General features: G+C 39.2%; 29 protein-coding genes. All 29 read right to left on the reverse strand.

The window, feature by feature from the left end:
• Positions 1 to 34: 34 nt before the first annotated feature.
• The 29 genes from rpsA to fliQ all read right to left on the reverse strand — a co-directional run bounded on the left by rpsA (position 35) and on the right by fliQ (position 26,982).
• Positions 35 to 1,705 carry a 30S ribosomal protein S1 gene (gene rpsA, locus PCNPT3_RS10770; RefSeq protein WP_015465898.1) on the reverse strand — a complete coding sequence of 557 codons (1,671 nt, stop codon included), beginning with the start codon at positions 1,703 to 1,705 and terminating at the stop codon, positions 35 to 37.
• A gap of 106 nt (positions 1,706 to 1,811) precedes the next feature.
• The gene (gene cmk / locus PCNPT3_RS14180) at positions 1,812 to 2,486 is read right to left on the reverse strand and encodes a (d)CMP kinase (protein ID WP_015465899.1); all 675 of its coding nucleotides are present in this window, start codon (positions 2,484 to 2,486) and stop codon (positions 1,812 to 1,814) included.
• 9 nt (positions 2,487 to 2,495) lie between these two features.
• Complete coding sequence (locus tag PCNPT3_RS14185; protein WP_015465900.1) at positions 2,496 to 3,266, reverse strand: MlaA family lipoprotein; 771 nt, start codon at positions 3,264 to 3,266, stop codon at positions 2,496 to 2,498.
• Positions 3,267 to 3,291: 25 nt separating this feature from the next.
• Positions 3,292 to 4,560, reverse strand: coding sequence for a c-type cytochrome biogenesis protein CcmI (ccmI, locus tag PCNPT3_RS10785; protein WP_015465901.1), 1,269 nt, complete (start codon positions 4,558 to 4,560; stop codon positions 3,292 to 3,294).
• On the reverse strand, positions 4,557 to 5,045 hold the full coding sequence (locus PCNPT3_RS10790) for a cytochrome c-type biogenesis protein (protein ID WP_015465902.1): 489 nt from the start codon (positions 5,043 to 5,045) through the stop codon (positions 4,557 to 4,559). Before PCNPT3_RS10790 ends, ccmI begins: the two co-directional genes overlap by 4 nt.
• A gap of 3 nt (positions 5,046 to 5,048) precedes the next feature.
• A complete protein-coding gene (locus PCNPT3_RS10795) occupies positions 5,049 to 5,585 on the reverse strand; it encodes a DsbE family thiol:disulfide interchange protein (protein WP_015465903.1) in 537 nt (178 codons plus the stop codon).
• Positions 5,582 to 7,540, reverse strand: coding sequence for a heme lyase CcmF/NrfE family subunit (locus tag PCNPT3_RS10800; protein WP_015465904.1), 1,959 nt, complete (start codon positions 7,538 to 7,540; stop codon positions 5,582 to 5,584). Before PCNPT3_RS10800 ends, PCNPT3_RS10795 begins: the two co-directional genes overlap by 4 nt.
• Positions 7,541 to 8,017 carry a cytochrome c maturation protein CcmE gene (ccmE, locus tag PCNPT3_RS10805; protein ID WP_015465905.1) on the reverse strand — a complete coding sequence of 159 codons (477 nt, stop codon included), beginning with the start codon at positions 8,015 to 8,017 and terminating at the stop codon, positions 7,541 to 7,543.
• Positions 8,014 to 8,220: a heme exporter protein CcmD gene (gene ccmD / locus PCNPT3_RS10810; protein ID WP_015465906.1), complete on the reverse strand. Its 207-nt coding sequence runs from the start codon at positions 8,218 to 8,220 to the stop codon at positions 8,014 to 8,016. Before ccmD ends, ccmE begins: the two co-directional genes overlap by 4 nt.
• Positions 8,221 to 8,973 (reverse strand): heme ABC transporter permease, encoded by a 753-nt coding sequence (locus tag PCNPT3_RS10815; RefSeq protein WP_015465907.1) that lies wholly within the window; start codon positions 8,971 to 8,973, stop codon positions 8,221 to 8,223. It lies immediately after the preceding gene.
• Positions 8,974 to 8,994: 21 nt separating this feature from the next.
• A complete protein-coding gene (gene ccmB, locus PCNPT3_RS10820) occupies positions 8,995 to 9,663 on the reverse strand; it encodes a heme exporter protein CcmB (RefSeq protein ID WP_015465908.1) in 669 nt (222 codons plus the stop codon).
• Positions 9,656 to 10,291, reverse strand: coding sequence for a cytochrome c biogenesis heme-transporting ATPase CcmA (gene ccmA, locus PCNPT3_RS10825; protein WP_015465909.1), 636 nt, complete (start codon positions 10,289 to 10,291; stop codon positions 9,656 to 9,658). The genes ccmB and ccmA overlap by 8 nt, the downstream gene beginning before the upstream one ends.
• Before the next feature lie 373 nt (positions 10,292 to 10,664).
• Positions 10,665 to 11,063, reverse strand: a complete 399-nt coding sequence (locus PCNPT3_RS10830) for a DUF2802 domain-containing protein (protein ID WP_015465910.1) — start codon at positions 11,061 to 11,063, stop codon at positions 10,665 to 10,667.
• 14 nt (positions 11,064 to 11,077) lie between these two features.
• Positions 11,078 to 11,572, reverse strand: coding sequence for a chemotaxis protein CheW (locus PCNPT3_RS10835; RefSeq protein ID WP_015465911.1), 495 nt, complete (start codon positions 11,570 to 11,572; stop codon positions 11,078 to 11,080).
• A gap of 87 nt (positions 11,573 to 11,659) precedes the next feature.
• Positions 11,660 to 12,319 carry a chemotaxis protein CheW gene (locus PCNPT3_RS10840; RefSeq protein ID WP_015465912.1) on the reverse strand — a complete coding sequence of 220 codons (660 nt, stop codon included), beginning with the start codon at positions 12,317 to 12,319 and terminating at the stop codon, positions 11,660 to 11,662.
• Positions 12,320 to 13,093, reverse strand: coding sequence for a ParA family protein (locus PCNPT3_RS10845; RefSeq protein ID WP_015465913.1), 774 nt, complete (start codon positions 13,091 to 13,093; stop codon positions 12,320 to 12,322).
• Position 13,094: 1 nt separating this feature from the next.
• Positions 13,095 to 14,018, reverse strand: a complete 924-nt coding sequence (locus tag PCNPT3_RS10850; RefSeq protein WP_015465914.1) for a flagellar motor protein MotB — start codon at positions 14,016 to 14,018, stop codon at positions 13,095 to 13,097.
• Positions 14,018 to 14,770 carry a flagellar motor protein gene (locus PCNPT3_RS10855; RefSeq protein ID WP_015465915.1) on the reverse strand — a complete coding sequence of 251 codons (753 nt, stop codon included), beginning with the start codon at positions 14,768 to 14,770 and terminating at the stop codon, positions 14,018 to 14,020. Before PCNPT3_RS10855 ends, PCNPT3_RS10850 begins: the two co-directional genes overlap by 1 nt.
• Positions 14,763 to 15,902, reverse strand: coding sequence for a protein-glutamate methylesterase/protein-glutamine glutaminase (locus PCNPT3_RS10860; RefSeq protein ID WP_015465916.1), 1,140 nt, complete (start codon positions 15,900 to 15,902; stop codon positions 14,763 to 14,765). Before PCNPT3_RS10860 ends, PCNPT3_RS10855 begins: the two co-directional genes overlap by 8 nt.
• Positions 15,903 to 16,012: 110 nt before the next feature.
• The gene (locus tag PCNPT3_RS10865) at positions 16,013 to 18,157 is read right to left on the reverse strand and encodes a chemotaxis protein CheA (RefSeq protein ID WP_015465917.1); all 2,145 of its coding nucleotides are present in this window, start codon (positions 18,155 to 18,157) and stop codon (positions 16,013 to 16,015) included.
• Between the two features lie 11 nt (positions 18,158 to 18,168).
• Positions 18,169 to 18,915, reverse strand: a complete 747-nt coding sequence (locus PCNPT3_RS10870) for a protein phosphatase CheZ (protein WP_015465918.1) — start codon at positions 18,913 to 18,915, stop codon at positions 18,169 to 18,171.
• Positions 18,916 to 18,919: 4 nt separating this feature from the next.
• Positions 18,920 to 19,303: a chemotaxis response regulator CheY gene (cheY, locus tag PCNPT3_RS10875; RefSeq protein WP_015465919.1), complete on the reverse strand. Its 384-nt coding sequence runs from the start codon at positions 19,301 to 19,303 to the stop codon at positions 18,920 to 18,922.
• Positions 19,304 to 19,462: 159 nt separating this feature from the next.
• Positions 19,463 to 20,170, reverse strand: a complete 708-nt coding sequence (locus PCNPT3_RS10880; protein ID WP_015465920.1) for an RNA polymerase sigma factor FliA — start codon at positions 20,168 to 20,170, stop codon at positions 19,463 to 19,465.
• A complete protein-coding gene (locus PCNPT3_RS10885) occupies positions 20,171 to 21,031 on the reverse strand; it encodes a MinD/ParA family protein (RefSeq protein ID WP_015465921.1) in 861 nt (286 codons plus the stop codon). It lies immediately after the preceding gene.
• Positions 21,032 to 21,058: 27 nt separating this feature from the next.
• A complete protein-coding gene (gene flhF, locus PCNPT3_RS10890) occupies positions 21,059 to 22,504 on the reverse strand; it encodes a flagellar biosynthesis protein FlhF (protein ID WP_015465922.1) in 1,446 nt (481 codons plus the stop codon).
• A gap of 12 nt (positions 22,505 to 22,516) precedes the next feature.
• A complete protein-coding gene (gene flhA, locus PCNPT3_RS10895; RefSeq protein ID WP_269571711.1) occupies positions 22,517 to 24,610 on the reverse strand; it encodes a flagellar biosynthesis protein FlhA in 2,094 nt (697 codons plus the stop codon).
• A 159-nt stretch (positions 24,611 to 24,769) separates the two neighbouring features.
• Entirely contained in the window at positions 24,770 to 25,909 is a 1,140-nt protein-coding gene (flhB, locus tag PCNPT3_RS10900; protein ID WP_015465924.1) for a flagellar biosynthesis protein FlhB, read from the reverse strand.
• Between the two features lie 9 nt (positions 25,910 to 25,918).
• On the reverse strand, positions 25,919 to 26,713 hold the full coding sequence (gene fliR / locus PCNPT3_RS10905; RefSeq protein WP_015465925.1) for a flagellar biosynthetic protein FliR: 795 nt from the start codon (positions 26,711 to 26,713) through the stop codon (positions 25,919 to 25,921).
• Positions 26,713 to 26,982 carry a flagellar biosynthesis protein FliQ gene (gene fliQ, locus PCNPT3_RS10910; RefSeq protein WP_015465926.1) on the reverse strand — a complete coding sequence of 90 codons (270 nt, stop codon included), beginning with the start codon at positions 26,980 to 26,982 and terminating at the stop codon, positions 26,713 to 26,715. The genes fliR and fliQ overlap by 1 nt, the downstream gene beginning before the upstream one ends.
• Between the last annotated feature and the right edge of the window lies 1 nt (position 26,983).

A 26,983-nucleotide genomic window follows, 5' to 3' on the forward strand; every position in this document is an offset into this window, starting at 1 on the left:
GTTTAAAAAGTGGCCGAAACCGGCCACTTTTTAATTATTTGCCTTTTGCTGCGTTAAACGCGTCTAACATAGCATTACCCATGCTAGCTTCATCTTGATCTTTCAAGCTATCAATTGCTTCTTTCTCTTCAGCTTCATCTTTCGCTTTAATAGAAAGGCTAATTACGCGGTTTTTACGATCAACACCAACGAATTTAGCTTCAACAGACTCACCAACTTTAAGAACAGTAGAAGCATCTTCAACACGATCACGTGAGATATCAGCAACACGAATGTAACCTTCTACACTATCAGAAAGTGTAACAATTGCGCCTTTTGCATCAGATTCTAAAATAGTACCTGTAACAATAGACCCTTTCTTGTTTTCTGCTAGATAGTTGTTAAACGGATCCGCTTCAATTTGCTTAATACCTAAAGAGATACGTTCGCGCTCAGGATCAACTTGAAGTACTACAGCTTCAATTTCATCACCTTTTTTGTACTCTTGAACGGCTTTATCGCCTTCAACATCCCAGCTGATATCAGAAAGATGTACTAGACCATCGATATTACCTTCAAGTCCGATAAAGATACCGAAATCAGTAATTGATTTGATCTTACCAGTAACTTTCTGACCTTTATCATGAGTAGAAGAGAATTCTTCCCATGGGTTAGCTTTACACTGTTTAAGACCTAAAGAAATACGACGACGCTCTTCATCAATATCAAGAACCATAACTTCAGCCATATCACCTAAACTAACAACTTTAGATGGGTGGATGTTTTTATTAGTCCAATCCATTTCAGAAACGTGTACAAGACCTTCAACACCTTCTTCAATTTCAACGAAACAACCGTAATCAGTTAAGTTAGTAACTTTACCAGTTAAACGAGTTGATTCAGGGTAACGCTTAGCGATAGCAACCCATGGATCTTCACCAAGTTGTTTAAGACCTAGAGAAACACGAGTACGCTCACGATCGTACTTAAGTACTTTAACCGTAATTTCATCGCCTACGTTTACGATTTCACTTGGATGTTTAACACGTTTCCAAGCCATATCAGTAATATGTAATAGACCGTCAACACCACCTAGATCTACGAACGCGCCGTAGTCAGTTAGGTTTTTAACGATACCTTTAACATCTTGACCTTCTTGAAGATTTTCAAGTAGCTCTTCACGCTCTGCACTGTTTTCAGTTTCGATAACAGCACGACGAGATACAACAACGTTATTACGTTTTTGATCTAGCTTGATCACTTTGAATTCAATATCTTTGTTTTCAAGGTGAGCAGTGTCACGTACCGGACGTACGTCAACTAATGAACCAGGTAAGAATGCACGAATACCGTTTAATTCAACAGTGAAACCACCTTTAACTTTACCGTTGATAACACCGATAACAGTTTCTTGATCTTCGTATGCTTTCTCAAGCTGGATCCAAGCTTCATGACGTTTAGCTTTTTCACGAGAAAGTTTAGTTTCACCGAAACCATCTTCTACCGCGTCTAGCGCAACATCAACAACATCACCAACAGCAACTTCTAATTCACCAGCTGCGTTTTTAAATTCAGCAATATCAATTGCCGCTTCAGATTTAAGACCCGCATCAACGAATACTAAGTTGTTACGAATTCCTACGATTGTACCTTTAACAATCGTACCTGGGCGAGTTTCTACCTGTTGAAGAGATTCTTCAAATAGTTCTGCAAAAGATTCCATCATCTATTTATTCACACTTATTTTATACAACCCATCACCATCCATTTGCGAGGGAGGCAAGAAAAATTATCACTTCATCCATAAAGTAATATTAAAAGTAGTATAATTATTATACCACTATATTTAGTTTAAGCTTGACTTGATCAAGCACTTTCATCACAACTTCATCGATCGAGAGTGAAGTTGAATCAATTTCAAGCGCATCACTTGCAGCTTTTAACGGCGCAACAAGACGTGTTCTATCTCGTAGATCACGATCTTCAATATCGCTTAAAATTTCAGCGATATTAACATTAAATCCTTTATTTTGCAACTGCTCAAAACGACGTTTTGCGCGTTCGTTTGCACTGGCATCTAAAAATATTTTTACCGGAGCCTCTGGGAAAACAACCGTCCCCATATCACGCCCATCAGCAATTAAACCCGGCATTTGATAAAATGCTTTTTGGCGAGCTAATAAAGCGTCACGCACAGGTACAAGCGAGGCCACTTTAGAGGCTGCATGGGCAACGTTTTCGGTGCGCAATTTATCCCCTACATTTTCCCCATCTAAAAAACTATCAACACCCGTGCCATTAGATACAAATTCGATGTTTAAATTTAAAGCTAGCTCAACTAACGCGGCTTCATTATCCAATGCGGTTTCTGTTTGTAACGCAGAATATGCTAAAAGACGATATAACGCACCACTATCGAGTAAGTGCCAGCCTAATTTTTTAGCAAGTATATGGCAAACCGTGCCTTTTCCTGAGCCACTTGGCCCATCAATTGTAATTAAATTCATATTTATCTCTTAATCAATCTCGTCCATAAAGCCTGACAAATCATCATCAAACTCATCTTCTGATATAACTTCTCTTGTTTGTTTAAACAATTCGATATCGTCACTACTTTGCACAAATTTAAACGCTTCATACTGAATATATGCTTCTTTTACAAATATATAGGTATCTAGCGATTGATCTAGTATTTTATCCTGGCCCAGTAAATTTTCACGAATATCCAAACCATCTAAGGTCCATAAGCCAAGCACCTGCCACCACTCTAAATAACGACTCGGAAAATAAAAACTATCAACAAATCCTCCGACTAAAATTCGTGTACTACGCGGACCTAACACAGGGATCATTAAATAAGGCCCATTGGGAACCGACCAATGTCCTAATACATTACTAAACGTTTCTGTTTTACGCTTTACACCTAAATCAGAAGCGACATCCATAAAGCCCAATAAACCAAACGTACTATTAAGAGACAGCCGTAAAAGGGCATTAAACGAATCTTCAAACTTAAAAAGGATCAAACTATTAATAATCGTTGCTGGCTCTTCAAAATTTAATACGAAATTATTAATAGATTTTCGCCCAAAATTTGGCACTGTTTTTACATAGGTTTTTGTTACCGGCAAGTAGATGTAATGATCTAATACATCATAATTAAAATCCCAAATAACACGGTTTAAAGGCTCAAAGGGGTCGCTCATATCTTGCTTACTATCAATAACATTTTGCGCATGTAAAATAAAAGGTATAAAAGCGCACAATGACAGCACTAATTTTTTCAATGTACGACCCTTGTTTATATTCATATTACAATGCACTATCAATTTTAATCAAAATGGGTGTGCGTTGATCTTTTTCAATCACCACACTACGACCCTGCCATTGACCTTTTTTGTTATTCACATTCGCATCTATCGATAATCGCGCACTGATGGTAAATTCATTATGAGAGCTTAACTTCAAACCTTCGACCATCGAGTTATCATCTGAGATGTCAATGCTAACAGGAAAGCGTGGCATTGCCATTTTAATTGCAGCAATCGGCATTAACGATCCGTTTGTCGCTTGAGCATAAACAAATAAAGTACCTTTTTTCGGTATCACCACTTCTTTTGCTAAACTTATTTCTACGCGGTAGTGTCCCTTTTTTAATGCTGTCTTATCAATATTAGTGCGCTTAACGGGCAACTGCACTTTTCCCTCTGCCAATCTATTTTGTGCGTAATCGATACTATCGTTTAAGATACGTGCCTGTTCCGTGTTAGGAAGTATCATCGTTAACATGCGCTTCCAGCTAAAAATAGCCGCTGTATAATCTTCTTTTTCAAGCGCCATAAAAGCTGACATTGACCAAGCGTCCATATTATTGGGTTGATCGCTTAATAATTTAGTCAACATGAACTGTGCTTGTTGCTGTAAATATTCATCTCCGCTTTGCATTTTCAATTGAATATAAAGAAGACGTATATCCACTGATTCTGGCGCCAATTGATAGGCTTTTTTAATCGCACTTAATGCCAACTCTGAATTTTTAAACACCATGCCTAAGCGTGAATACAATAACCAGCCCTGTGCATCATTACTATTACTGTATAAGTTTGTGCGTAAACCTAACATAATATCGCGTAGATCTTGCTCTGTAGGTTGTGCGTTTGGATTTTTAAAGAGTTGTTGTTGCAGCGCAGGATAACGCTGCACCGTATCTTGCCAATGCACTACTTTTTGATACGAACCAACACTACTATACAAAGCAAGCGAGCCTGCGACCAACAGCAAAAGACCCGGCAAAAAAATCCACTTAGGTGCACCTTGATGTTTTACTTCTTCGTTATCATCAATATCATCTAATAAATTATATTGCAGCTCCGTCAGCATCTTATCTTTATCGCTCAGTACGCCTTGCTCAGCATCACGCTCTAATTCTGATAAACGAATATCATATAATGAACGATTTAATTGGTTGCGCGTATTATCTTGTCGCTTCTCATCTTGCTTTCTTTTTATAAATGGTACATATGAAAACACACTCACAATCACCAATAATAGGATAGTGGCTAACCAAAATTGTAAAATCATTTTCTATCCTCTGTGGATTTTGTTTCGACGTTGTTTGCATTTAAAATACGTTGCAACCTTAAAGCATCTTGCTCTTCTAAGGACGACTCTTTTTTACCTTGTCTTTTGACCTGAAAGAACAAATAACCAAATCCTAAAATAATAAAAAATAAAGGCCCAACCCAAAGAAAAATGGTGGCAATCGTCATCGGTGGATCATATAAAATAAAATTACCAAAACGATCTGTCATGTACTCTAATATTTCATCTTCCGTCTTACCTTGGAGTATTAAATCATATGTTTTAGTACGTAAATCTTTAGCAAGAGGCGCATTTGAGTCAGATATATTTTGATTCTGACATTTAGGACAGCGCAGTACATGGGTTAAATTACGAAATGTATTTTCTTGGGCTTCATTTTCAAATTTAAACGAATCAATCGCACTCACCGCAGGCAGACTAAAAAACGCACTAAAAAACACGATAATGAGTATTAATTTTTTCATTGATCACTCCATCTCATTAAATATTTTTGACAGCTTTGATCGCCAAATAGCATCATTTAAGTTCCCAACATGACGATATTGGATAATTCCTTTACTATCAATAAAAAAGGTTTCCGGCGCGCCATATACCCCTAAATCAAGACCTAACATGCCATCTTTATCAAATAAGCTAATTTTATACGGATCATTTAAGTCCTTTAACCAACGTATTGCTTTGACGCGTGAATCTTTATAATTCATGCCGACAATGTATATCCCTTGTTTTGATAATTTATTTAAAAATTGATGCTCTGCATAACATGTCGGGCACCAAGTTGCCCATACATTAAGAAGCATCTTTTGCCCTTTTAATATATCGGCATCGAACTGCTTATTCGGATCATAAAGACTCTGTAAGGTAAACTCGGGTACTTTTTTACCCACCAAAACCGACTCTAATTTTTGCGGATCTACATATAAGCCTTTAAAGAGAAAGAAACAACCAATCACAAAAAGAACAAAAGGAATAAACAACGTGAGTACTCGGCGATTATTCTTCATGACACACCTCCTTTTAGAGGCGTTTTTTTAACACGATAACGGCTATCGAGCATCATCAACAATCCGGCAAAGGCCATCAATAAAGGTCCAAACCAGATCCAACGAATAAACGGTTTATAATAAATACGTACAGCCCACGATCCATCCTCTAGCATTTCACCCATTGCAATATACAAATCGCGCGTAATACCCGCATCAATGGCAGCTTCCGTCATTGGCATACGTTGCACACTGTAAATGCGTTTTTCCGCTTTCATTGTGGCAACATGTTGGCCTTGCTTTTTAATATTAAAAATACCGGCAGTGCCCGTGTAGTTTTTACCAACCAGAGGCTCGACCGCATCAAAATTAAATTCATAATTTTCAAAAACAATACTGTCCCCAACGGCCAGTTTTACATCACGCTCAATAGAGAAGTTCTGGGTCATCGTGATACCAATGATAAGCACAGCAAAACCCAAATGCCCTAAGCTCATCGCCCAATGACTATATCCTAATTTCATTAAACCAGGAAAGAGGCTGTTACGATGTGTAGAGCGTAAGTAGAGTTCATAAGTAACGGTCATCACTATCCAAAACCCAAGGAAAACGCCCATCAATGCAAGCCATGTAAAATGCGAACTAAATGTATATAAAAACAAGAACGTCGCTAAAATACTAAGCAGTAATGAATGTAAAAAAGGTTTAAAAAGCTCACTCATTTTTTGGCGTTTCCAGCGCAATAAAGGCGCAGCACCTAAAAACAAAGCAAAAGGCACTATCAACACACTAAACATACGATTAAAGAAAGGTTCACCAATTGATATGCTCCCCAATCCCAGCTGTTTATGCACTAATGGCAATAATGTTCCTAATAAAACCACAATTAAAGCGGCTATCAATAAAATATTATTAATCAGTAAAAACGTTTCACGCGAGATAAAAGCATAACGGCCTCGACTTTTTACCTTTGAAGCTTGCAAGGCAAAAAGTAATAACGAGCCACCGATAACTAAAATTAAAAACGCTAAAATAAATAAACCACGAGAAGGATCGCTGGCAAAAGCATGTACAGATACTAATATGCCAGAGCGCACTAAAAACGTCCCCAATAAACTTAATGAGAATGCACTGATGGCAAGTAACACAGTCCAAGATTTAAAGACGCCTCGCTTCTCACTCACAGCTAAAGAATGGATAAGAGCAGTGCCCACTAGCCAAGGCATAAACGAAGCATTTTCAACAGGATCCCAAAACCACCAACCGCCCCAGCCTAATTCGTAATAAGCCCACCAACTGCCTAATGCGATACCTAATGTCAGGAATATCCAAGCTGCCATCGTCCAAGGTCGAGACCATTTAGCCCAAGCGCTGTCTAAACGACCTTCCATTAATGCAGCAATTGCAAAAGCAAACGCAACAGAAAATCCCACATAGCCCATATACAACATAGGGGGATGGATAATAAGCCCAACATCTTGTAATAATGGGTTTAAATCACGTCCATCCACAGGGAAATAAGGCAACGTTCGTAAAAAAGGATTAGATGTAAATAATACAAATAAATAAAACCCCAAAGATAACAGCCCTAAAATAGCTAAGACACGCGCAACCGATTCTATGGGTAATCGCTTACTGAGCACCGCTACCGCCATACTCCATAATGACAATAAAAATACCCATAATAATAAGGATCCTTCATGCGATCCCCATACTGCCGATAATCGATAATACCAAGGTAATGCACTGTTAGAGTTCGAGGCAATATAAGCCACTGTGAAATCATTAATTAAAAAGAGGTAGCTTAAAATAATAAAAGCCAAGGTGACAAAAATACATTGTAAAATAGTAAATGTTTTCGCCGACTTTATTGCACCTTGATGACCACTATAAACACCATACAGCGGATATACCGCCTGTAGAAGCGCTAACATACAAGCGATTGCGAGTGCAATTTGTCCAATTTCAGCCAGCATCTAATATTCCTGTTTTTTATTTATTTTCAAATGTTTCATACCCTTGATAGCCTCTTGGACTTCGGGTGGCATATACTCTTCATCATGTTTTGCTAAGACCTCAAAGGCATTAATTTGTGTTGCATTTAATAACACACCTTGGGCGACAATGCCTTGCCCCTCACGAAAAAGATCAGGTAAAATACCATCAAAAAAGATAGTGACTCTCTCTCCGCCATCATCAATTAAATCAAAACTGACTTTTAAACTCGTTTGGTCACGCTTTACACTGCCATTGACCACCATCCCACCAATACGTAAACGTTGCCCTATTTGAGGTTTTTCTCCGGTCTCATTTTTTCCCTTAACAATCTCTGTGGGAGTATAAAAAAGATCAATATTTTGCTGTAAAGCAAAGAGCACTAAGCCCACGGACAGTGAGAGGCCAATCACTAACGCAGAGGTAATAATAAGTCTTTTTTTACGCCTTGGGTTCATAAGGTACCTTCCAAATTTTGTGCTTGTTTAATACGTTTTTCTCGTGCTAGACGTGAACGAACTTTCTGAAATATTTTACGTTTTTCATAAATAGTATGTAACGTAATAATAACTAAACTTAATAAAAAAAGAGCATAAGATAACCACACATAAAAGCCGTAACCACCCATCGCAAAAAAATCATTGATTGAATCAAAAGCCATCTACATTTTACCTTTTAATTGATACATAACCAGTTCACTAACCCAGCGACGGTGACTTTCACGCGCTAATATTTCATTACGAAAGCGCATTAAGCTCAATACCACAAAACACATAGCAAATGCAAAAATCATAATGATCAATGGCCATAACATTTCAGCGGGCATTGACGGTTTATCAAATTTACTGATAGTTGCGCCTTGATGTAACGTATTCCACCACACTACCGAATAATGAATAATGGGTAAATTAATCACCCCCACCAAGGTTAAAATAGAGGCAGCTCGCCCCGCGAGATCTTTATCAGAGAACGCGTTATACAGCGCAATGATCCCTAGGTATACAAATAATAAAATCAATTCAGAGGTGAGGCGCGCATCCCACACCCACCAAGCGCCCCACATAGGTTTACCCCAAGCGGCGCCTGTCACTAGAGCGATAAAAGTAAACACGGCGCCAATAGGCGCAGTTGTCGCGACCATCATTTCTGCCATTCTGATTTGCCACACTAAACCAATAAAGGCTGCGATAGCCATACTTGAATATGCCCCCATCGCCAGCATAGCAGCCGGCACATGAATATAAATAATGCGAAAACTATCGCCTTGCTGATAATCGGCAGGGGCAAATAATAACCCCCACGTTAAGCCAACCATAAAGGCACACAAACAGGTAACAACAAACCAAGGTAGTAATTTTCCTGCAAATTGATAGCTTTTTTCAGGCTTTGCAAATGAATGTAGCCATTTCCACATAATTTTTCTCTATAAATAAATTTAACTAAGGCTAACGCGCAATGAAGCGGCAATAGCAAACGGGGCAAGGGTAATTGATGTCACTAACATTGCCCCTAATAATGCCAACAATCCAATGTACGGTTGACCGACAACGGCGGCATCTATTGCCATCGTTGCAAAAATTAAAATAGGAATACTCAAAGGAAGCATAATTAAACTAAGCAATATTCCCCCTTTACGTAAACCGACCGTAAGCGCCACACCAATACTGCCGAGGAGACTTAATATCGGAGTACCAATAAGTAGCGTTAAAAACAAAGCCCAATATGTCTTAATATCTAATCCTAAAAAAAGCGCAAGTAAAGGAGATATTAATAAGAGAGGCGCACCCGTTAATAGCCAATGCGCTAATATTTTAGCGCTTATGAGCCAGGCAAGAGGGTAAGGCGTTAACATTAATTGCTCAAGCGTCCCATCCACAAAATCATCTTTAAACAAACGTTCAAAAGATAATAAAGCAGCCAATAAGGCAGCAACCCAAATAATTCCGGGGGCAATCCTTGCCAGCAAATTAGGATCAGTACCAATTGCTAATGGAAAAAGTGTCACCACTATCACGAAGAACCAAACGGGATTTAGGATCTCACTGGGATGGCGAAAAGCGCTGATGATTTCTTTTTGAAGTACTTGATAGAAAGCATTAAACATAGTGTTCACTCGCACTTTTTTGTAATTTTATTTTAGTAAAGTGGCTACTATCTATGCTCATATCTTGATGCGTCGTCACTAATATAATGCCACCTTGTTTTGCATGCTCTAGAAATAAATTTTCTAATACCTTAATGCCCGATTTATCTAATGCAGTGAACGGTTCATCTAACACCCATAAAGGACAATCATTTAACCATAATCGCGCTAATGCAACGCGCCGTTGCTGACCTGCAGATAACTGAGAAACCAGCATATCTTCATAGCCCGCTAGCCCAACTTTCGATAAGATCTCATACAGGTTCACGTGCTCATGACTTTGATGCATTTGTTGAAAAAACTGCAAATTCTCTAACGCACTAAGGTCTGATTTTACGCCACTTTTATGGCCTAAATATAATAGTTTTTGATAAAAAGGCTCACGATGTTGATGGATATCTTTTTGCATCCAAAGCACCTGTCCTGAATAAGGTCGAGATAATCCAATAAGGGTTCTAAATAGCGTGCTTTTCCCAACCCCATTGGGGCCTTCAATTTGAATTATCTGCCCATTATTCGCACTAAAACTCAAATTTTCAAATAAGATCCTTTCTTCTCGAACACATGTTAATTGGTTACATTGCAGCATGTTATTCGCCTAACTGTTAATATATCACGGTAAAAAAAGATCCTAACACAGATGCCAAAAAGAAGTCATGAGATAATACCAATAGCCAACGACAAGTGCCAAGATATTAACAATTAACATCATTTATCAACAATAAAACATTATATTAACATTTATTGTTCTAATAGTGAGTACTTTTTAAAGGCAGGGATTGCTTCAGATAATTAACAAAATGGGAGTTTATAATGGGGGGAAATACAGACTAAAAAATAACAGGCGATTGAACATCGCCGACTTATATAGGCATGTTACCTCAAGATGCTTTATCTCGCGTTCTGATTTTTCATCTTAACGTATCAGGGGATATACAAAGTCTGCTGTTACTTCTTAAATATTAACTGTTTTTTCTATGTAAGCTTAATAACAATTCGGCTTCCGCACGAGGCAGTTCACATTCTTGCATTAATTCATCAATAGATGCGCCTAACTCCACCATTTTTGTCGCACGTGTATACAGACGATTTTCGGGGGATTGATCAACAAAACTTTGTTGGTTTTCTTGTGTCTTTTTAATCACTAACTCTAAACTTTGTATTTTTCGCCCCATTCCAATCGCACCAGAATGCAGCTCTAAAAATTCCTTTTTAAAACTAGTGTTTGTTGCTAATAAAGACTTCACTAATAGTGATAAAGCATCAATTTTTTTATTTTGTTTTTTTACTAAAAAATAACATCCAATAAAAAAAACAAAGGCTAACATTAGGGTTAGCCAAGGTATATATTGTAAATACATCAATAACTCTTCAATTATAGAATACTTAACTCATCCCACTCATCTTCACTTAATAATTTATTCAAATCAACTAAGATAAGCAAACCATCTTCACGGTTAGTAACACCTTGAATAAACTGAGAACTTTCTGCAGTACCCACATGTGGCGCCACTTCCATATCTGATTTTTTCAAATAAACCACTTCAGCAACACTATCCACTAAAATTCCAATGACTTGTTTTTCAGCTTCAATAATAACAATACGGGTATTATCTGTCGTATCAACAGGCATCAAACCAAAACGTGCACGCGTATCAATAACCGTCACAACGTTACCACGTAAATTAATAATACCGAGCACATAATCAGGGGCTCCCGGTACAGCTGCAATTTCAGTGTAACGCAATATTTCTTGAACTTGCATTACATTGATACCGTAAGTTTCATTTTCTAATTGAAACGTAACGCGTTGAAAAATTTCATCATCAGATGAAGCATCTGAACTCGGGATGTTATTGTCTCTATTCATAGTATTCTCTATTCATTAAGTGAATTAAGTTTAATGTACATATTAGCCATAAATTAAAATTTATCCAGTTTTTAGATCTCAAAAAACTTATTGCCCATACATATTCATTCCATTATTCAACAGCTTAACTAATTCGTCAGTATGGATCAAGGCGCACATTTTATCTTTTACCATACCGGCGAGCCAAGGACGATCACCTTTTCTAGCGCGCCATTTTATTTCTGATTGATTTAATGTTTGTGTTCCTAATAAGTTCTCACAAGAAAGGCCCCATTCACTATTACCTAATAAGATATAATGACTGTAGTTCAGAGTGTTAGCACTCTCACCCGTATTCATCCACTGCGCGGTATCCACGATATTACATAATTTTTCATGATGTGTCATTACCCCGGAAAACCAAGCAGGTTTACCAAACAATTTGTTCATTGAATCACTCAATGCATGGATACCCCCTAAATCAGTTAAGGGAACTGCAAAATTTAATCCAGAAAGCGAAAAAAACAAAACTTGAAATTCAGGCTCTAATTGTAAATTCTGCCATTCATCCTCTTGCGGAGGCTCTTCCTCTGTTTGCAGTTGCATTTTTTCTTGCTCTGCAAAAGATAACTCTCGGCTAAAAATAGGCGCGCTAAGCGTTTCATCTCTTTCTAAAACGGCCTCTTTTGTCAGTTGTGTTTCGCTGTTTGACTCGGATAACATCGCATTAAAATAAGCATGCATTGCTTCATCATTATGGTTTTTCATTTAATAAGACTCTGCTTGTAACAAATAATTAAGTAAAGTTTCATACGCAAAAACACCTCTACAGCGTTTTGCATACATAGAAATAGGCAGATGTTGTAAGCTCGCATCTCTAAACTTAGTATCAACCGGGATCACGCCATTCCAGACTTGTTCCTGATAACGTTCCTTTATAAGCGCTAATGTATTAAGTGATGCACGCGTCCGTTTGTCATACATTGTAGGTATAATACAATATTTAAAACTCACTCCCGCCGATTTTTTCATCACACCTAAGGTGCTGATCATTCGATCTAACCCTTTTGATGCTAAAAATTCAGTTTGCACGGGGATCAATATTTTTTCACAAGCTGCCAATGCATTAACCATCATCACGCCGAGTACAGGCGGACAATCAATCAGCACAAAATCATAATCTTCTTCCACAAAGGCTAATTGTTTTTTCAAAAACAATCCCATGCCCTCTTTTTCGCCTAACACGCGATCCAATGTAGCTAAAGCCATGGAGGCAGGGATCAACGAAATATTAGCAATTTCAGTGGGCAGAATAACCTGATCTATTTCTCCTTTAACCTCTGCAGGCTCTTCAAAAAGATCGTATAAGCTGACCGGTAACTGGTCTGGATCATATTGTAAATAACTGGTTAAAGACGCATGAGGATCAGTATCAATGACTAACACACGAAAACCTCGCTCAGCTAACAATCCTGCAAGCGATATAACGGTGGTTGTTTTCCCCACGCCTCCTTTTTGATTTGCAATTGTCCAAATTCGCAATCTAGTCCATCCTTGTGGTTATAATTAAACGCTCATTAGGCAAATATATTTCTTGTATATTTTCACTGTCTTTTACTTTCGCTTTGATCGGTTCTTTTTTTTCAACTTTAGCTTTAATGATAGCAACCGGCTCAACTAACGCATATTTAGAAATAGCGATAACCACTCTTCGGCTTCCTAATTTATCTATTTTACCTTGTGCATCTTTGGCTAAGGTATAACGACCATACGCTTCAACTACCATACGCCGTCCATCAATACCGTGACTATTTAAAGCATGTAGCACGCTAAAGGCCCGAGCACCTGATAGTTCCCAATTAGATTGGTATATTTCATCTGCAATCAAATTATTATCGGTATAACCACGAATTCGTAATAAATTATTAATGGGTTTTAATGCTTCTGAAATTTTATTTAAACGCTTTTTAGCAGCAATCAATAACGTATGACTACCACCTGCAAACAATAAATCCCCCCCCATTTCAATAGTCAACCAGTCGCCATCAAGATCCAACTTTAAAACTTCTTCGTCTATTTCTGAAGATAACAGCACCTCTAACTCAGTTTTTAATTGTTTGAGTTCCCAGCCAGCTTTTAAGGTATCCACATCCGACAGTTCATCATTCGCTTGATTTATCATACCTTCTGAGCGAATTGCAGGGCCACTGTCTTCTATAATACTGTTACTATTTTCTGTTAAAATCCCTTCTCGTTCAGAACTAAAAACCGATTGATTTAATAATTTACTGGCCTTTTGGATCTTAACAATCACCTCTTTATATTGTTCTTCCTGATTAATCGAAACCGCATACAGTAAAACAAAAACGGCAAACATTAAGGTCATAAAATCAGCAAAAGAAACCGTCCAACGGTGTAAATCATTACCCGAATGCATTTTAAGGCGCGTACGAGGCCGAACTCGCATTAATAAGAGCCTCTATCAAGGTAACCACTCAAACGGCGCTCTAATAATAAACTATTTTCACCATGTGCTATTGCCAGTAAACCGATTAACGTCATCTCTTTATAAAGTGCAATATACTGATAATACAATCTAATTTTATTAGCAATCGGCAGGAAAATAAAATTTGCAAAACCAACACCGTAAATAGTGGCAACAAATGCAACGGCAATACCCGCCCCTAACTTATCCGGCTCACTTAAATAACCCATCGCCTGAATCAGGCCCATTACCGCACCAATAATACCAATCGTAGGGCTGTAACCTCCCATCGATTCATAGATTTGAGCACTGCGCTCATAATGTTCACTTTCAAGATCAATATCTTGCTGTAATATTTCTTGTAAAACCAAAGGCTCACAACCATCAACAAGCATTGATAATGCTTTGCTTGTAAATTCATCTAATGACTCATTAGCATTGGGCTCTAAACTTAATAATCCCAACTTCCGTGATTTATCAGACCATTTTTGAATCAACAAAGATTGCTTGTGTAGAGGTAAAGGAGGGGAGAAAAAAACCTGAGGTAATAAACGTAGTGCATGGGTCAGTTGTTTTGCAGAAGACTGCACTAATACCGCACCACATGTACCACCAAAAACAATTAAAAACGCGGGCAGATCAAATAACCCGCTAATTGACACACCATGGTAAATTTGAGAAAACAGCAAACTTGCAATAATGACAAAAAAACCAAAGAGCCCCAGTTTATTCATGCTTCAACTCTATTTTGATACATTTTGCCACCTGATCAAGTGGAATAGACTCTGTTGCGATACCCGCTTTATATACTGCTTGAGGCATACCATATACGACGCAACTTGCTTCATCTTGGGCCCAAATAACAGATCCCTTGTCTTTTAACATGCGCGCGCCATCACGTCCATCTGCGCCCATACCTGTTAAAACAACAGCCAATACTTTATTTGTATATATTTTTGATAATGATGCAAACGTGATATCGACACTTGGTTTGTAATTTAACTTTTCATTACCATCAAGGATACGAATTCGCGCATTACCATTGCGCCCTTCTATTAAAAGTTGTTTACCACCTGGCGCTAAATAAGCACAACCAGCTTGTAAGACATCTCCATCACTTGCTTCTTTTACGTTTATTTTACAAATGCCATTTAATCTATCCGCAAATGCTTTGGTGAACGTACCCGGCATATGTTGAATAAGAAGAATCGGCAATTTAAAGTTAGCCGGTAATTCCGCAAGCACTTTTTGCAACGCAACTGGTCCACCTGTTGATGTACCTATCGCTAAAATACTGTACGTTTTACCTGATGCTTTAAACGCTCTAGAGATAGTCGATTTTACCACACTAGCAACAGGCGCAGAGGGGCGACTTGTCGCCAGAGGTGTTCGCACTAGCGGTGTAGATCGTAATGCACTACGAGCGGGTGTAGCCGTCACAATGGGTTTCGTAACCACTCGTGCAACGCGGCGTCTTGATATAGCTAAAATACGTTGTTGTAATAAAGAAATCGCTTCTTCTTTATCTCGTGCAATATCTTCAAACTTTTTTGGTAAAAAATCTGCAGCCCCAGCTTCTAACGCATCGAGCGTCGCGCTGGCACCTTGATGCGTTAAAGAAGAAAACATTAAAATAGGTACGGGGTGACTTGCCATTATTTTTTTAACGGCGGTAATACCATCCATAACTGGCATTTCAATATCCATCGTCACAACATCAGGCTTATATTTTATCACCATATCGATGGCTTCTTGCCCATTATTTGCGGTAGCAATAACTTCTAATGCAGGTGAATTATTAATTATTTCGCTAACACGACGACGAAAAAAACTAGAATCATCAACAACTAATACTTTTACTGCCATTCTATATCCTATTTAATTATAAATAATAAAAAATACTTACAAACTAACAGCCACTTAAACAACAGATCATCTGTTTATGAAAAACAGATGATGCAAGTGGCCGATTATCCCTATGCGTAATGTTTTAATAAACTTGGCAGATCTAATATAAGTGCAATACCACCATCACTGGTAATAGTTGCGCCGGCCATTCCTGGCGTGCCAGAAAGTAATTGATCTAATGCTTTGATCACCACTTCTTCTTGACCGAGCAATGCATCAACAACAAATGCGACTTGTTGTACGCCTAATTGCACAATAACGACATGCCCAACACCTTTACTTTTAGTCACAGGGGCCAAATGAGGTGCAAGCCAATCGCTTAGGTAAAAGAGTGGGATAGCTTGGTCTCGGATAACAATACTGAGTTGCCCATTAACCATGTTTGTTTTTTCTAAATCCAGATGGAATATTTCATTCACATTGGTCAGTGGTAACGCGAAAGTCTGCTCCGACACCACGATCATTAATGTTGGTAATATGGCTAATGTTAAAGGTACTTTTATCTCTAAACGCGTTCCTTTTCCCATCTTAGAATCAATAGAAATCGTTCCGTTTAATTTAGTAATACCTGTTTTAACAACATCCATACCTACGCCACGACCTGATATGTCTGATATTTCAACTTTAGTCGAAAATCCTGGCGCAAATATTAAGGAGAAGGCATCTCTATCTGACATTCTATCGGCGCCATCTTGATCCAATATACCCTTATTTATCGCAATACTTTTGAGGAGTTCAGCATCCATTCCTGCGCCATCATCTTCAATGACAAGTAAAATATGATCGCCTTCTTGTGACGCTGAGAGTAAAACATGGCCTTCTTTATCTTTACCGGCTTTCACTCGAACGTCCGGCATTTCAATACCATGATCTACCGCATTTCTGATTAAATGCACTAATGGATCAGCAAGAGCTTCCACTAGGTTTTTATCTAAATCTGTTTCTTCACCGACCAACTCTAAACGAATATTCTTGCCCAATGTGCGCGCAATATCACGCACTACACGCGGGAACTTACCAAAGACTTTCTTGATAGGCTGCATACGTGTTTTCATTACCGAGCCTTGTAAATCCCCAGTAACAATATCTAAGTTAGCAACAGCACGAGAAATTTCTTCGTTGTCAGAGGTTGTCTCTAAACTCACTAAGCGATTACGTACCAATACTAACTCACCGACCATGTTCATGATTTCATCAAGGATCGCAGTATCAACACGTACTGTCGGTTCCGCTTTAGCAACGGCGGTCTTTTTAGCTTTCGCTGGAGGCGCTTTAGCTGGCGCGGGTTTAGGCGTTGCTTTAGGCGCTTCTTTAACAACAACTGGCTCTTTCTTTTGCTCTACAGGGGCAGCGACAGGGGCAGCGACAGGCGCGGTTGTATTTTGAGCGCTTTTACCTGCACCGTGTAATTCATCTAATAAAGATTCAAACTCATCATCAGAAATATCATCAGTGCTGAAGGTCAATGGTGCTGGCGCTGGTTTTGCTATGCTATGCGATCCACTACCATGGAGTTCATCAAGCATTGACTCAAATTCGTCATCAGATATATCATTACTATTTGATGGCGCAACAGGCGTTGTTACCGCATTTTGCAATGATTTCCCTACACCGTGCAATTCATCAAGTAATGATTCAAATTCATCTTCTCCAATTTCTGCATTTTCAGGCTTCGCTTCCGCAGCTTCAATGCTAGAGCCAGATTCGGCGTGTAATTCATTTAATAATGCATCAAAGTCATTTTCAGTAATATCATCAATACTACCCTGAGTGTCTACAGACTCCGTCGCGGTGGCTTCAGGTTCAGCACTCTCATCTTCAGTGGCAGGTCTACTTAAGCGGTGTAACTGTTGCACTAATTCTGGAGGCGCTGCATTAGCAACATCACCGGTTTGCACTGCGTCAAATTGCTCATTGATAACATCTAAGGCCGCTAAGATGGTGTCCATTAAAGACGAGTTCACCTCGCGATGTTTTTGACGTAAGCAGTCAAAAACATTTTCAGCCCCATGGCATGTTTCGACTAATTCGGTGAGCGATAAGAAACCAGCGCCCCCTTTTACTGTGTGGAATCCACGGAAAATAGCATTTAATAATTCAGTATCATTGGGGTTGTTTTCTAGTTCAACTAATTGCTCAGATAACAGTTCTAAAATTTCTCCAGCTTCAACTAAAAAGTCCTGGAGGATCTCTTCATCTACTTCAAATGTCATTTTCTGTTTCCTTAAAATCCTAAACTAGAAAGTAAATCATCAACGTCATCTTGCCCATTAACCACATCATCTCGGGTACTTGCATCAATAATTGGACCTTCCGCACTAATATCAGCCTGATCTGTTTCTTCTTTAACAACGATATTTTCAGGTGCAGAGCATACCGTTAATATCTGTACTAATTTTATCTCTATCTCTTGTACTAACGAGATCACGCGACTAATAATTTGTCCCGTTAAATCCTGAAAACCTTGAGCCATTAAAATATCCATCAAAGAAGCACGTAAACTAAGTGCACCTTGTTCTGAATCTTTCAGTAAATCTTCGACTTGATGACATAATTTTTTAAAATCACCAAGTGCCAACTGACGCGTCATTAATGCTTGCCAATTCGGAGATATACTCTCTAAATCAGAGACTAATTTGTCCGCAATAGGAAGACAAACATCGACAGCATCCATGGTTGTATTCGCAGCTTCGCCGGTCATCTTAATCACATAATTTAAACGGTTTTCTGCTTCCGGAAGCTCTTTTCCAGCCAGATCCATCAAACGGGTATCATTTCTAAAATCCTGTAAAGCGTCGTGTAACTCACGCGTTAACTCACCAACTTTATCAAAAACAACATCCGTTTCAGCATGTATCACATTAGCCGATTCTACAATTCCATTTGCACTTGCAACATCTTCATTTTCTAAATAACGCACTAACTGTCTAGCTTGCTCTAAAGTAAGATGTGGCATCAATTCCTTTGCCATGTATTTAACCTAATCGTTGGAAAACTTTATCGAGTTTTTCTTTTAATGTTCCCGCTGTAAAAGGTTTTACAATATAACCATTTACGCCTGCTTGAGCAGCTTCTATGATCTGTTCACGCTTAGCTTCTGCTGTTACCATTAAAACAGGAAGGTGTTTTAATTTAGGATCTTTGCGGATCTCTTTCAAAAGGTCAATGCCTTGCATAATAGGCATGTTCCAATCCGTCACTACAAATTCAAAATCCCCATCTTTAAGCATCGGTAGAGCCGTATGGCCATCATCTGCTTCAAAGGTATTCGTGAACCCTAGATCTCTTAATAAGTTTTTAATTATTCTTCTCATTGTTGAAAAATCATCAACAATCAGTACTTTCATATTTCGGTTCAAAACATTCCCCTAAGTAAAAAAACTGCCACTATCTACTCTGCACTCGTAAAGTAAATATAAATACATATCATAAAAACACACCATTATAAACGCAGATATTTCAGCTTCTTAACTCAACTGTGATCGAGCTCTTATCCTAGCTGAAATATTGCTTATAATCTACACAGTCTGCGCTTTTGCTTTTAAGCGGTGTAACGCCTGACTGAGAATTTGGCTAACCCTTGACTCACCGAGTTCAAGCACTAAGCCAATTTCTTTTAAATTTAGTTCTTCATCATAATACAATGATAATACTAATGCTTCACGCTCTGGCAATTGTTTGATCATTAACAATAATTGTTCAGAATATTCACTCTCACTGACACAATTAAAGGTTGGATCAACCTCCGAATTAACGCTACTACTAAAGGTCGCTTCTGCACCACCTAAATCTTCGTAGTTAACTAATTTCGCACAATTAACATCACGTAGCATTTGTTGATATTTTGCTAACGTTACGCCGAGCTGTGACGCTATTTCACTTTCTTTCGCATCTCCAGCATTACGCTTCTCCACTGCACTAATCGCATTACTAATCTCGCGACTGTTTTTATGCACAGAACGAGGCACCCAATCGCCTCGACGCATTTCATCGAGCATTGCGCCTCGGATACGGATCCCTGAAAAAGTTTCAAAACTGGCCCCTTTTGAGCCATCAAAATTACGTGCAGCTTCAAGTAAACCAATCATGCCAGACTGCAACAAATCATCAACTAATACACTCGCTGGCAGTCTCGCCATCAAATGATAGGCTATTTTTTGCACTAATCCAGTGTGCTTTTCTATAAGCTCCGCTGTATCCGTGTAATAACCTTGCACTCTGCTCACTTATTGTTGCTCGTCTGTATTATTTAGTAATAATTTTTCGATGAAAAATTCTAAATGACCACCGGGCTGATGCGGGATAGGCCAATCACAAGACCGATTTGCTAATGCTTTAAATGCAAGTGAAGCCGGTGTTTTAGGATAAGCTTCAACAACCACTTTTTGTTTGCGCACCGCTTGACGAACATTCCCATCAAACGGAATGCATGCGACCAACTCTAAGGATGCATCTAAGAAACGATCCGTTACACGCGTTAACTTAGTAAACAGATCTTGTCCTTCACGTAAACTGCGCACCATATTGGCTACGATTTTAAAGCGATAAACGCCATTTTGTTTACTCAATATTTTGATCAGTGCATAAGCATCTGTGATGGACGTTGGTTCATCACACACAACCATCAACACATCTTGTGCAGCTTGTGCAAAACTCACCACCATATTAGAAATACCGGCGGCGGTATCAATTAATAGCATATCTATCGGCGTCTGCAGTGAGCTAAATGCTTGAATTAAGCCAGCATGCTCAACATCACTCAGCTCAACCATAGATTGTGATCCTGAGGTTGCAGGAATTATCATCACCCCACTTGGGCCAGTCACGATCACTTCATCAAGCGTACATTCTCCGGATAAAACATGCGATAAATTCTTAGTAACGCGGATCCCCAACAAAACATCCACATTTGCCAAACCTAAATCGGCATCAAGCACCAACACTCGTTTACCTCGTTGAGCAAGGGAAACCGCCATATTCAATGTCACATTTGTTTTTCCTACACCGCCTTTTCCTCCGGTGACAGCAATGACTTTAATTTGGCCTTGTTTCATTCGTCTTAAACCACTTGCTTGGTCTGCAATCATAATCTACTCATTATCATCATTAATTATCTATTCATCAAAGCTACTAAACCACTGATGCTGATCTTCAAAGAGATGCTTCATCATCTCTAAAGTACTTGCGATTAAACGCTCTACATTTGCTATTTCAATATCTTCTGGTACGCGTTGCCCCGTTGTCATATAAGCGATAGGTAATGCATGCTGCATCATCACACTTAACACCTCACCCAGGCCAATACTTTCATCTATTTTGGTTAAAATACAACCAGATAACGGAATTCTTTTAAAATGCTCTAGGGCCTCTTCGACAATGCGTCGTTGTGAGGTCGAAGATATCACAAGATAGCTTTTAATATTAACACTATTATTACGCATTAATGTATCAAGTTGCTCCGATAAACGAATATCTCGTTGCCCCATTCCTGCTGTATCTATCAATACCAAACGTTTTTCTCTAAATTGGTATAATATTGTTGATAATTCATCCGCATCTTTAGCGACGCGGACACTACAACCCATTATTTTACCGTAAGTTGCTAATTGTTCATGCGCACCGATCCGATAGGTATCGGTGGTTATTAACGCCACTTGATCTGCGCCATATTTCATCGCAAATTGAGCTGCTAGCTTAGCGATGGTGGTGGTTTTTCCCACACCCGTTGGCCCAAGCAGTGCGATAGCCCCGCCTTGCGATAAAATTTCATTATTACCCACATATATTTTATCTTGCAACAAAGTGCGCATATATTGGTGCGCTTCTGTCGCAGATGCATCTTCAGGTACATAACTTGCTAATTGGTCGGCAATGTCATCTGAAAATCCCGCTTTACTAAGCCATTTTATAAGCATAGCGCGGATAGGCTCTTTACGTTCCATCTCCTGCCACATCAGTCCTGATACTTGATGCTCTAGAAGCTGTCTTAATGAAGCCATCTCAGCGCTCATTTTCGCCATCTCTTTGTTTTCTGACATTCGGCTTGCAGAGGCTTCTTTGCGCATTGATTGTGTATTATTCACACTACTTTTCGGTGTTTGCCAGCGTTGCTGCTCAGCTAATGTTTTAGGCGCTGAAGATGCATTTTCAGAAGATGCTTGCTGAAAATTAAAGGGCGCTTGCCCCTGGCTATTTTCTGCTTTTTTCAGACGGTTATTTTGTTTTTGCTGCGCATTAACCTTCCCAAAGAAAGAGTTTAAAGATTTCGCAAAATCTTCACCACTGTCTTTCGCGCCATTACGCCGTTTAGGCGGTTTACTAGGCATACTTTTTGATTGTGATGACAGTTGCACATGATCATCTTTAAGTGATGCAAAAGGATCTTCGCTCTTGCTCTCCTGCATCTTTTCTTGTTGCGCTTGATAATCAACGGCCGCCACAATCTCGATACCACCCACTACCTTCTTATTTGACATAATAACCGCATCAGGCCCTAAGACGTCTTTGACTTCGCTCATAGCGGTGCGCATATCTTTTGCAAAAAATCGTTTAATTTTCATCTATACAATCACTTACTGTCCAATTGAGCTAATTATTTTAATTTGCTTATCATCAGGAATTTCCTGATATGAAAGTACATGCAATGTCGGAATTGTATGTTTAACAAATTTCGACAAGGTGCCACGTAGTACGCCAGAGGTCAATAATACGGCTGCTTGACCTATTAATTCTTGCTGCTGCGAGGCTTCAACTAAAGAGTTTTGAATGCGCTCTGCCAATCCAGGTTCAATACCCGCACCATCACTGCCACCCGCCTGCATGGACTGATGCAATATTTGTTCCAACTCTGTAGATAGGGTAATAACAGGTAATTCTGATTCGTTACCTATAATTTCTTGTACTATCATACGTTTTAGTGCAATACGACAGGCGGCCGTCAAAACTTCGGCGTCTTGACTACGAGGTCCATAATCCACCAATGTTTGCACGATAGTGCGCATATCACGTAACGCTACATTTTCATTAAGTAAACTTTGTAATACTTTTACAATGGTACTTAACGATAATATTTCAGGGACTAACCCCTCGACTAATTTTGGGTATTTCTTAGCGAGTAAATCCAATAAACTTTGCGCTTCTTCGTGACCTAATAATTGCGCTGCATTATTACTTAATATTTGACTTAAATGTGTCGCTACCACTGTGGCGGTATCTACCACAGTATAACCTAATGCTTGAGCTTGTTCTCGTTGCTGTACGTCTATCCATACAGCTTCTAACCCAAAGGCGGGATCAATACCAACCACGCCATCAATTGGGCCAAAAACTTGCCCTGGATTGATCGCCATTTCTTTATCATGATAGATATCAGCTTGCCCGCAGGCAACCCCCATTAAAGATATTGTATAATTATTAGGGGCAAGATCTAAGTTATCTCTAATATGTACAGGTGGGATCAAAAAACCCATTTCTTGAGATAGTTTTTTACGTACCCCTTTTATCCTGTCTAATAATTCTCCACCTTGGCTTTTATCCACTAAAGGTATCAATCGATATCCAACTTCAAGACCAATGGTATCAACACTGCGCACATCATCCCAACCGAGCTCTTTCGACTCTTTGGGCGCGCTTCCTTTTTTCGATTTTTCAGCTTCGGTTACTTCTTTCGATTGTTTTGCTTTTACTTTCGTTACTTGCCAATAGGCACCCGCAGCCGACAGTGCACCTAAACTTAAGAACGCTAAATGAGGCATCCCCGGAACAATGCCCATTACCAGTAAGATACCCGATGTAATGATCAACGCTTTGGGATCATCAAACATCTGCCCCAGCATCCGCTCGCCCATATCCGCAGACGTATTTTCACGGGTAACCGTAATAGCAGCTGCAATAGACAATAATAGAGAGGGGATTTGCGCGACGAGGCCGTCACCAATCGTTAACAGCGTATAAATTTCAGCCGCTTCTGCAAGCGGTAAATCATATTCCACCATACCGATAATGAAGCCACCTATGATATTGATAAACAAGATCATTATACCGGCGATGGCATCACCCTTTACAAATTTACTGGCACCGTCCATTGAACCATAAAAATCAGCTTCCATGGTCACTTCTTCTCGGCGCAGTCGCGCCTGCTCTTGATCAATGAGTCCCGCATTTAAGTCCGCATCAATGGCCATTTGTTTACCTGGCATCGCATCAAGCGTAAAGCGTGCACTTACTTCAGAAATACGCCCAGCACCTTTGGTCACCACCACAAAGTTAATGATCATTAAAATAAGGAAAACAATTAAACCGACCGCAAGGTTACCACCAATAACCACAGAGCCAAAAGCCTCGATAACATGGCCCGCGGCATCCCCTCCTTGATGACCTTCTAATAACACAATTCGAGTCGATGCAACATTAAGGGCTAGGCGTAATAACGTTGCGATCAAAAGTACGGTAGGAAACGCAGCAAAATCCAATGGGCGTTTAGTATAAATAGAGACTAATAAAACCACTAATGCCAAAGCAATATTAAAGGTAAATAAGATATCCAACAGAAACGTCGGCATTGGTAGAATAATCATACCTAATGCGGCCAAAACCATCACAGGCGTACCCAGCCCTGAAATAACCTTTATTTTTTTAGCCCAAAGAGAGGTGAGTACTGTCTTGATATGAATAACCTATAATATATTGTGATTACTGCGCATTATGCAGCAAGTAAAGTGCCATGTAATGAAAAACTTACGATATATTAGTATATATTTTCTATATATTTGAATAAACGCTTAGTTAACATCATAAAGTACAGCGTAGAATGTTTTATTTAAAAATCAATCCTTATAATGAAAACCTTTCGGGATATTAAGATCATCCGGTAATGATTTAGGTCGTGATGAGCGCCCGGCTCTAAATTGCTCTAATTGATAAATATAAGCCAATATTTGAGCGATAGCGATGAATAGCTCTTCAGGCACTTCTTCATTAATTTCAGTCGTATGATAAATCGCACGACAAAGTGGAGGGGACTCCATCACGGGTATCTCATTATCACGTGCCACTTCGCGTATTTTTAGTGCCATAAAATCTACCCCTTTAGCGACAACATAAGGGGCTCTTTCACCATTTTGCTCATATTTTAAAGCAACCGAATAATGGGTTGGATTGGTAACAATGACATCTGCGTCAGGCACATCTTCCATCATTTTACGTTGTGAGGCCTCATATTGTAATTGACGAATACGTTGCTTAACTTCGGGCTTACCTTCTGAATTTCGATATTCATCTTTTATTTCTTGCTTGGTCATTTTCAGTTCTTCTTTGTGCTTATATATCTGATAAGGCACATCTATCGCGACAATTATCAGTAATGAGCAACATAACATCAAAAACATCCACAACAACATATCTAAAGCTTCGTAAACACTTCCTGGTAATGAGGAAACCGACAAATGTAATATATGTTCAAAAGTAGCGCCTAAGATCCACCAAGCTGCGCCAACCACAACCAGCACTTTTAAAATTGATTTTAAAAGTTCAACCCAAGCCTGCATGCCGAGCATTCGTTTAAGTCCCGCTTTCGGGCTTAAACGATTCCATTTTGGCATCAAAGCTTTAGTGCTAAACAACATGCCACCCAATAATGAACTACCTAATATTGAGATCACAAATAACATAAATAAAATGATGAACATTGGCCAAGCAAGACCATAAAAACTGGTTGATAGATGTAGCCAGATATACTCAGGAGAGAAGAGCACACTACGCTCAAAAGTAAACGAACGTTTCATCATAATAGATAATTCATAGGCAAGGCGCCCACCAAAGGTCATCATGGCAATGGCTGCTGAAATTAAAACAGAGGCGGTTGCGAGTTCTTTAGAGCGCGCAACTTGTCCTTTTTCTTTGGACTTTCGTATTCGCTCGGGGGTGGCCTCTTCCGAACGTTCTGTTCCATTCTCATTCTCAGCCATACTTTTCTCCTAGGGCTTCGTCGTGCAAACGCCATTAAGCATTTCGCACATAGAATCAATGCCTCTGAGCCACTGATTTTCAAAATGAGCCGGCACATTAACAAGTGTAACCCATAATACAAAAAGGCCAAAAACCATGCTAATAGAGAAACCTAAACTAAAGATATTTAACTGCGGAGCCGCTTTAGTCATAATACCAAACGACAAATTTACCAGTAACATTGCGACCATCGAAGCCAACGAAAATGCAAGTGCAGCACTAAACATCACGGAAAACCAGCCTGCCAATTTTTTATAATCGGTGGCTAACAAGCCATGCATTGAAACAGGTAACGTATCAAAACTACGAATAATAAACTCTATCATTAATAAGTGCCCATCAACGCCAAAAAACAATAATGTCACTAATAACACATAAAATTGGCCAACTACGGGGGATGATTGACCATTCATAGGATCTGCCATCGAAGCAAAACCTAAACTCGTTTGCATCGCGATGATTTGCCCTGCTACCACAAAGGTTTGCACTACAAAAACAGAAATAGTCCCTATGGCAATGCCAATTAATAACTGCTGTAAGATAATAAAAGCACTGCCTAATGAAAACAGCTCAATGTTCGTTTGTACAATCGGTAAAACAGGTAAAACAGCAATCGTAATGGCAAGTGCGTAAAAAAGACGAATTCGTACAGGCGTTGTGCGAGAGCCGACAGCTACCATCACCATCAACATGGCTGCAATACGGCAGAAGGACCAAAGATAGGTCGCCAACAATTCTAATAAATACTCAGCTGGAAAGTTCATCAGCCCACGACTTGTGGGATCTGATCAATCATAGAGATAAAGAACTCCATCAACTTCCCAAACCCCCAGTGCGCCCCAAAAGCAAGCGCCGTCAACGTCATCATTAAACGCGGTAAAAAGCTAAGGGTTTGTTCATTAATTGACGTGGCTGCTTGAAAAACGGCCACGACTAAGCCGACCAATAAACTGGGGATGATAGCGGCAGACACTAACAATAAAACGGTCCACAATGCTTGTCTAAAAATATTTACAAAGACTTCGGGTTCCATC

This window comes from Psychromonas sp. CNPT3 (assembly GCF_000153405.2).
In the GTDB taxonomy this organism is placed as follows: Bacteria; Pseudomonadota; Gammaproteobacteria; order Enterobacterales; family Psychromonadaceae; genus Psychromonas.

Bases quoted from the DNA above. Each gene is read 5' to 3' on its own strand.
- PCNPT3_RS10865 (WP_015465917.1), bottom strand. From the start codon at position 18,157: ATGACATTTGAAGTAGATGAAGAGATCCTCCAGGACTTTTTAGTTGAA.
- PCNPT3_RS10835 (WP_015465911.1), bottom strand. From the start codon at position 11,572: ATGAATAGAGACAATAACATCCCGAGTTCAGATGCTTCATCTGATGAT.
- PCNPT3_RS10870 (WP_015465918.1), bottom strand. From the start codon at position 18,915: ATGGCAAAGGAATTGATGCCACATCTTACTTTAGAGCAAGCTAGACAG.
- fliQ (WP_015465926.1), bottom strand. From the start codon at position 26,982: ATGGAACCCGAAGTCTTTGTAAATATTTTTAGACAAGCATTGTGGACC.
- PCNPT3_RS10860 (WP_015465916.1), bottom strand. From the start codon at position 15,902: ATGGCAGTAAAAGTATTAGTTGTTGATGATTCTAGTTTTTTTCGTCGT.
- PCNPT3_RS10795 (WP_015465903.1), bottom strand. From the start codon at position 5,585: ATGAAGAATAATCGCCGAGTACTCACGTTGTTTATTCCTTTTGTTCTT.
- cmk (WP_015465899.1), bottom strand. From the start codon at position 2,486: ATGAATTTAATTACAATTGATGGGCCAAGTGGCTCAGGAAAAGGCACG.
- PCNPT3_RS10800 (WP_015465904.1), bottom strand. From the start codon at position 7,540: ATGCTGGCTGAAATTGGACAAATTGCACTCGCAATCGCTTGTATGTTA.
- ccmA (WP_015465909.1), bottom strand. From the start codon at position 10,291: ATGCTGCAATGTAACCAATTAACATGTGTTCGAGAAGAAAGGATCTTA.
- PCNPT3_RS10850 (WP_015465914.1), bottom strand. From the start codon at position 14,018: ATGCGAGTTCGGCCTCGTACGCGCCTTAAAATGCATTCGGGTAATGAT.
- ccmB (WP_015465908.1), bottom strand. From the start codon at position 9,663: ATGTTTAATGCTTTCTATCAAGTACTTCAAAAAGAAATCATCAGCGCT.
- fliR (WP_015465925.1), bottom strand. From the start codon at position 26,713: ATGAACTTTCCAGCTGAGTATTTATTAGAATTGTTGGCGACCTATCTT.
- PCNPT3_RS10815 (WP_015465907.1), bottom strand. From the start codon at position 8,973: ATGTGGAAATGGCTACATTCATTTGCAAAGCCTGAAAAAAGCTATCAA.
- ccmE (WP_015465905.1), bottom strand. From the start codon at position 8,017: ATGAACCCAAGGCGTAAAAAAAGACTTATTATTACCTCTGCGTTAGTG.
- PCNPT3_RS10885 (WP_015465921.1), bottom strand. From the start codon at position 21,031: ATGATTGCAGACCAAGCAAGTGGTTTAAGACGAATGAAACAAGGCCAA.
- ccmD (WP_015465906.1), bottom strand. From the start codon at position 8,220: ATGGCTTTTGATTCAATCAATGATTTTTTTGCGATGGGTGGTTACGGC.
- flhF (WP_015465922.1), bottom strand. From the start codon at position 22,504: ATGAAAATTAAACGATTTTTTGCAAAAGATATGCGCACCGCTATGAGC.
- PCNPT3_RS10790 (WP_015465902.1), bottom strand. From the start codon at position 5,045: ATGAAAAAATTAATACTCATTATCGTGTTTTTTAGTGCGTTTTTTAGT.
- PCNPT3_RS10840 (WP_015465912.1), bottom strand. From the start codon at position 12,319: ATGAAAAACCATAATGATGAAGCAATGCATGCTTATTTTAATGCGATG.
- PCNPT3_RS10855 (WP_015465915.1), bottom strand. From the start codon at position 14,770: ATGAATAAACTGGGGCTCTTTGGTTTTTTTGTCATTATTGCAAGTTTG.
- flhB (WP_015465924.1), bottom strand. From the start codon at position 25,909: ATGGCTGAGAATGAGAATGGAACAGAACGTTCGGAAGAGGCCACCCCC.
- rpsA (WP_015465898.1), bottom strand. From the start codon at position 1,705: ATGATGGAATCTTTTGCAGAACTATTTGAAGAATCTCTTCAACAGGTA.
- ccmI (WP_015465901.1), bottom strand. From the start codon at position 4,560: ATGATTTTACAATTTTGGTTAGCCACTATCCTATTATTGGTGATTGTG.
- PCNPT3_RS10830 (WP_015465910.1), bottom strand. From the start codon at position 11,063: ATGTATTTACAATATATACCTTGGCTAACCCTAATGTTAGCCTTTGTT.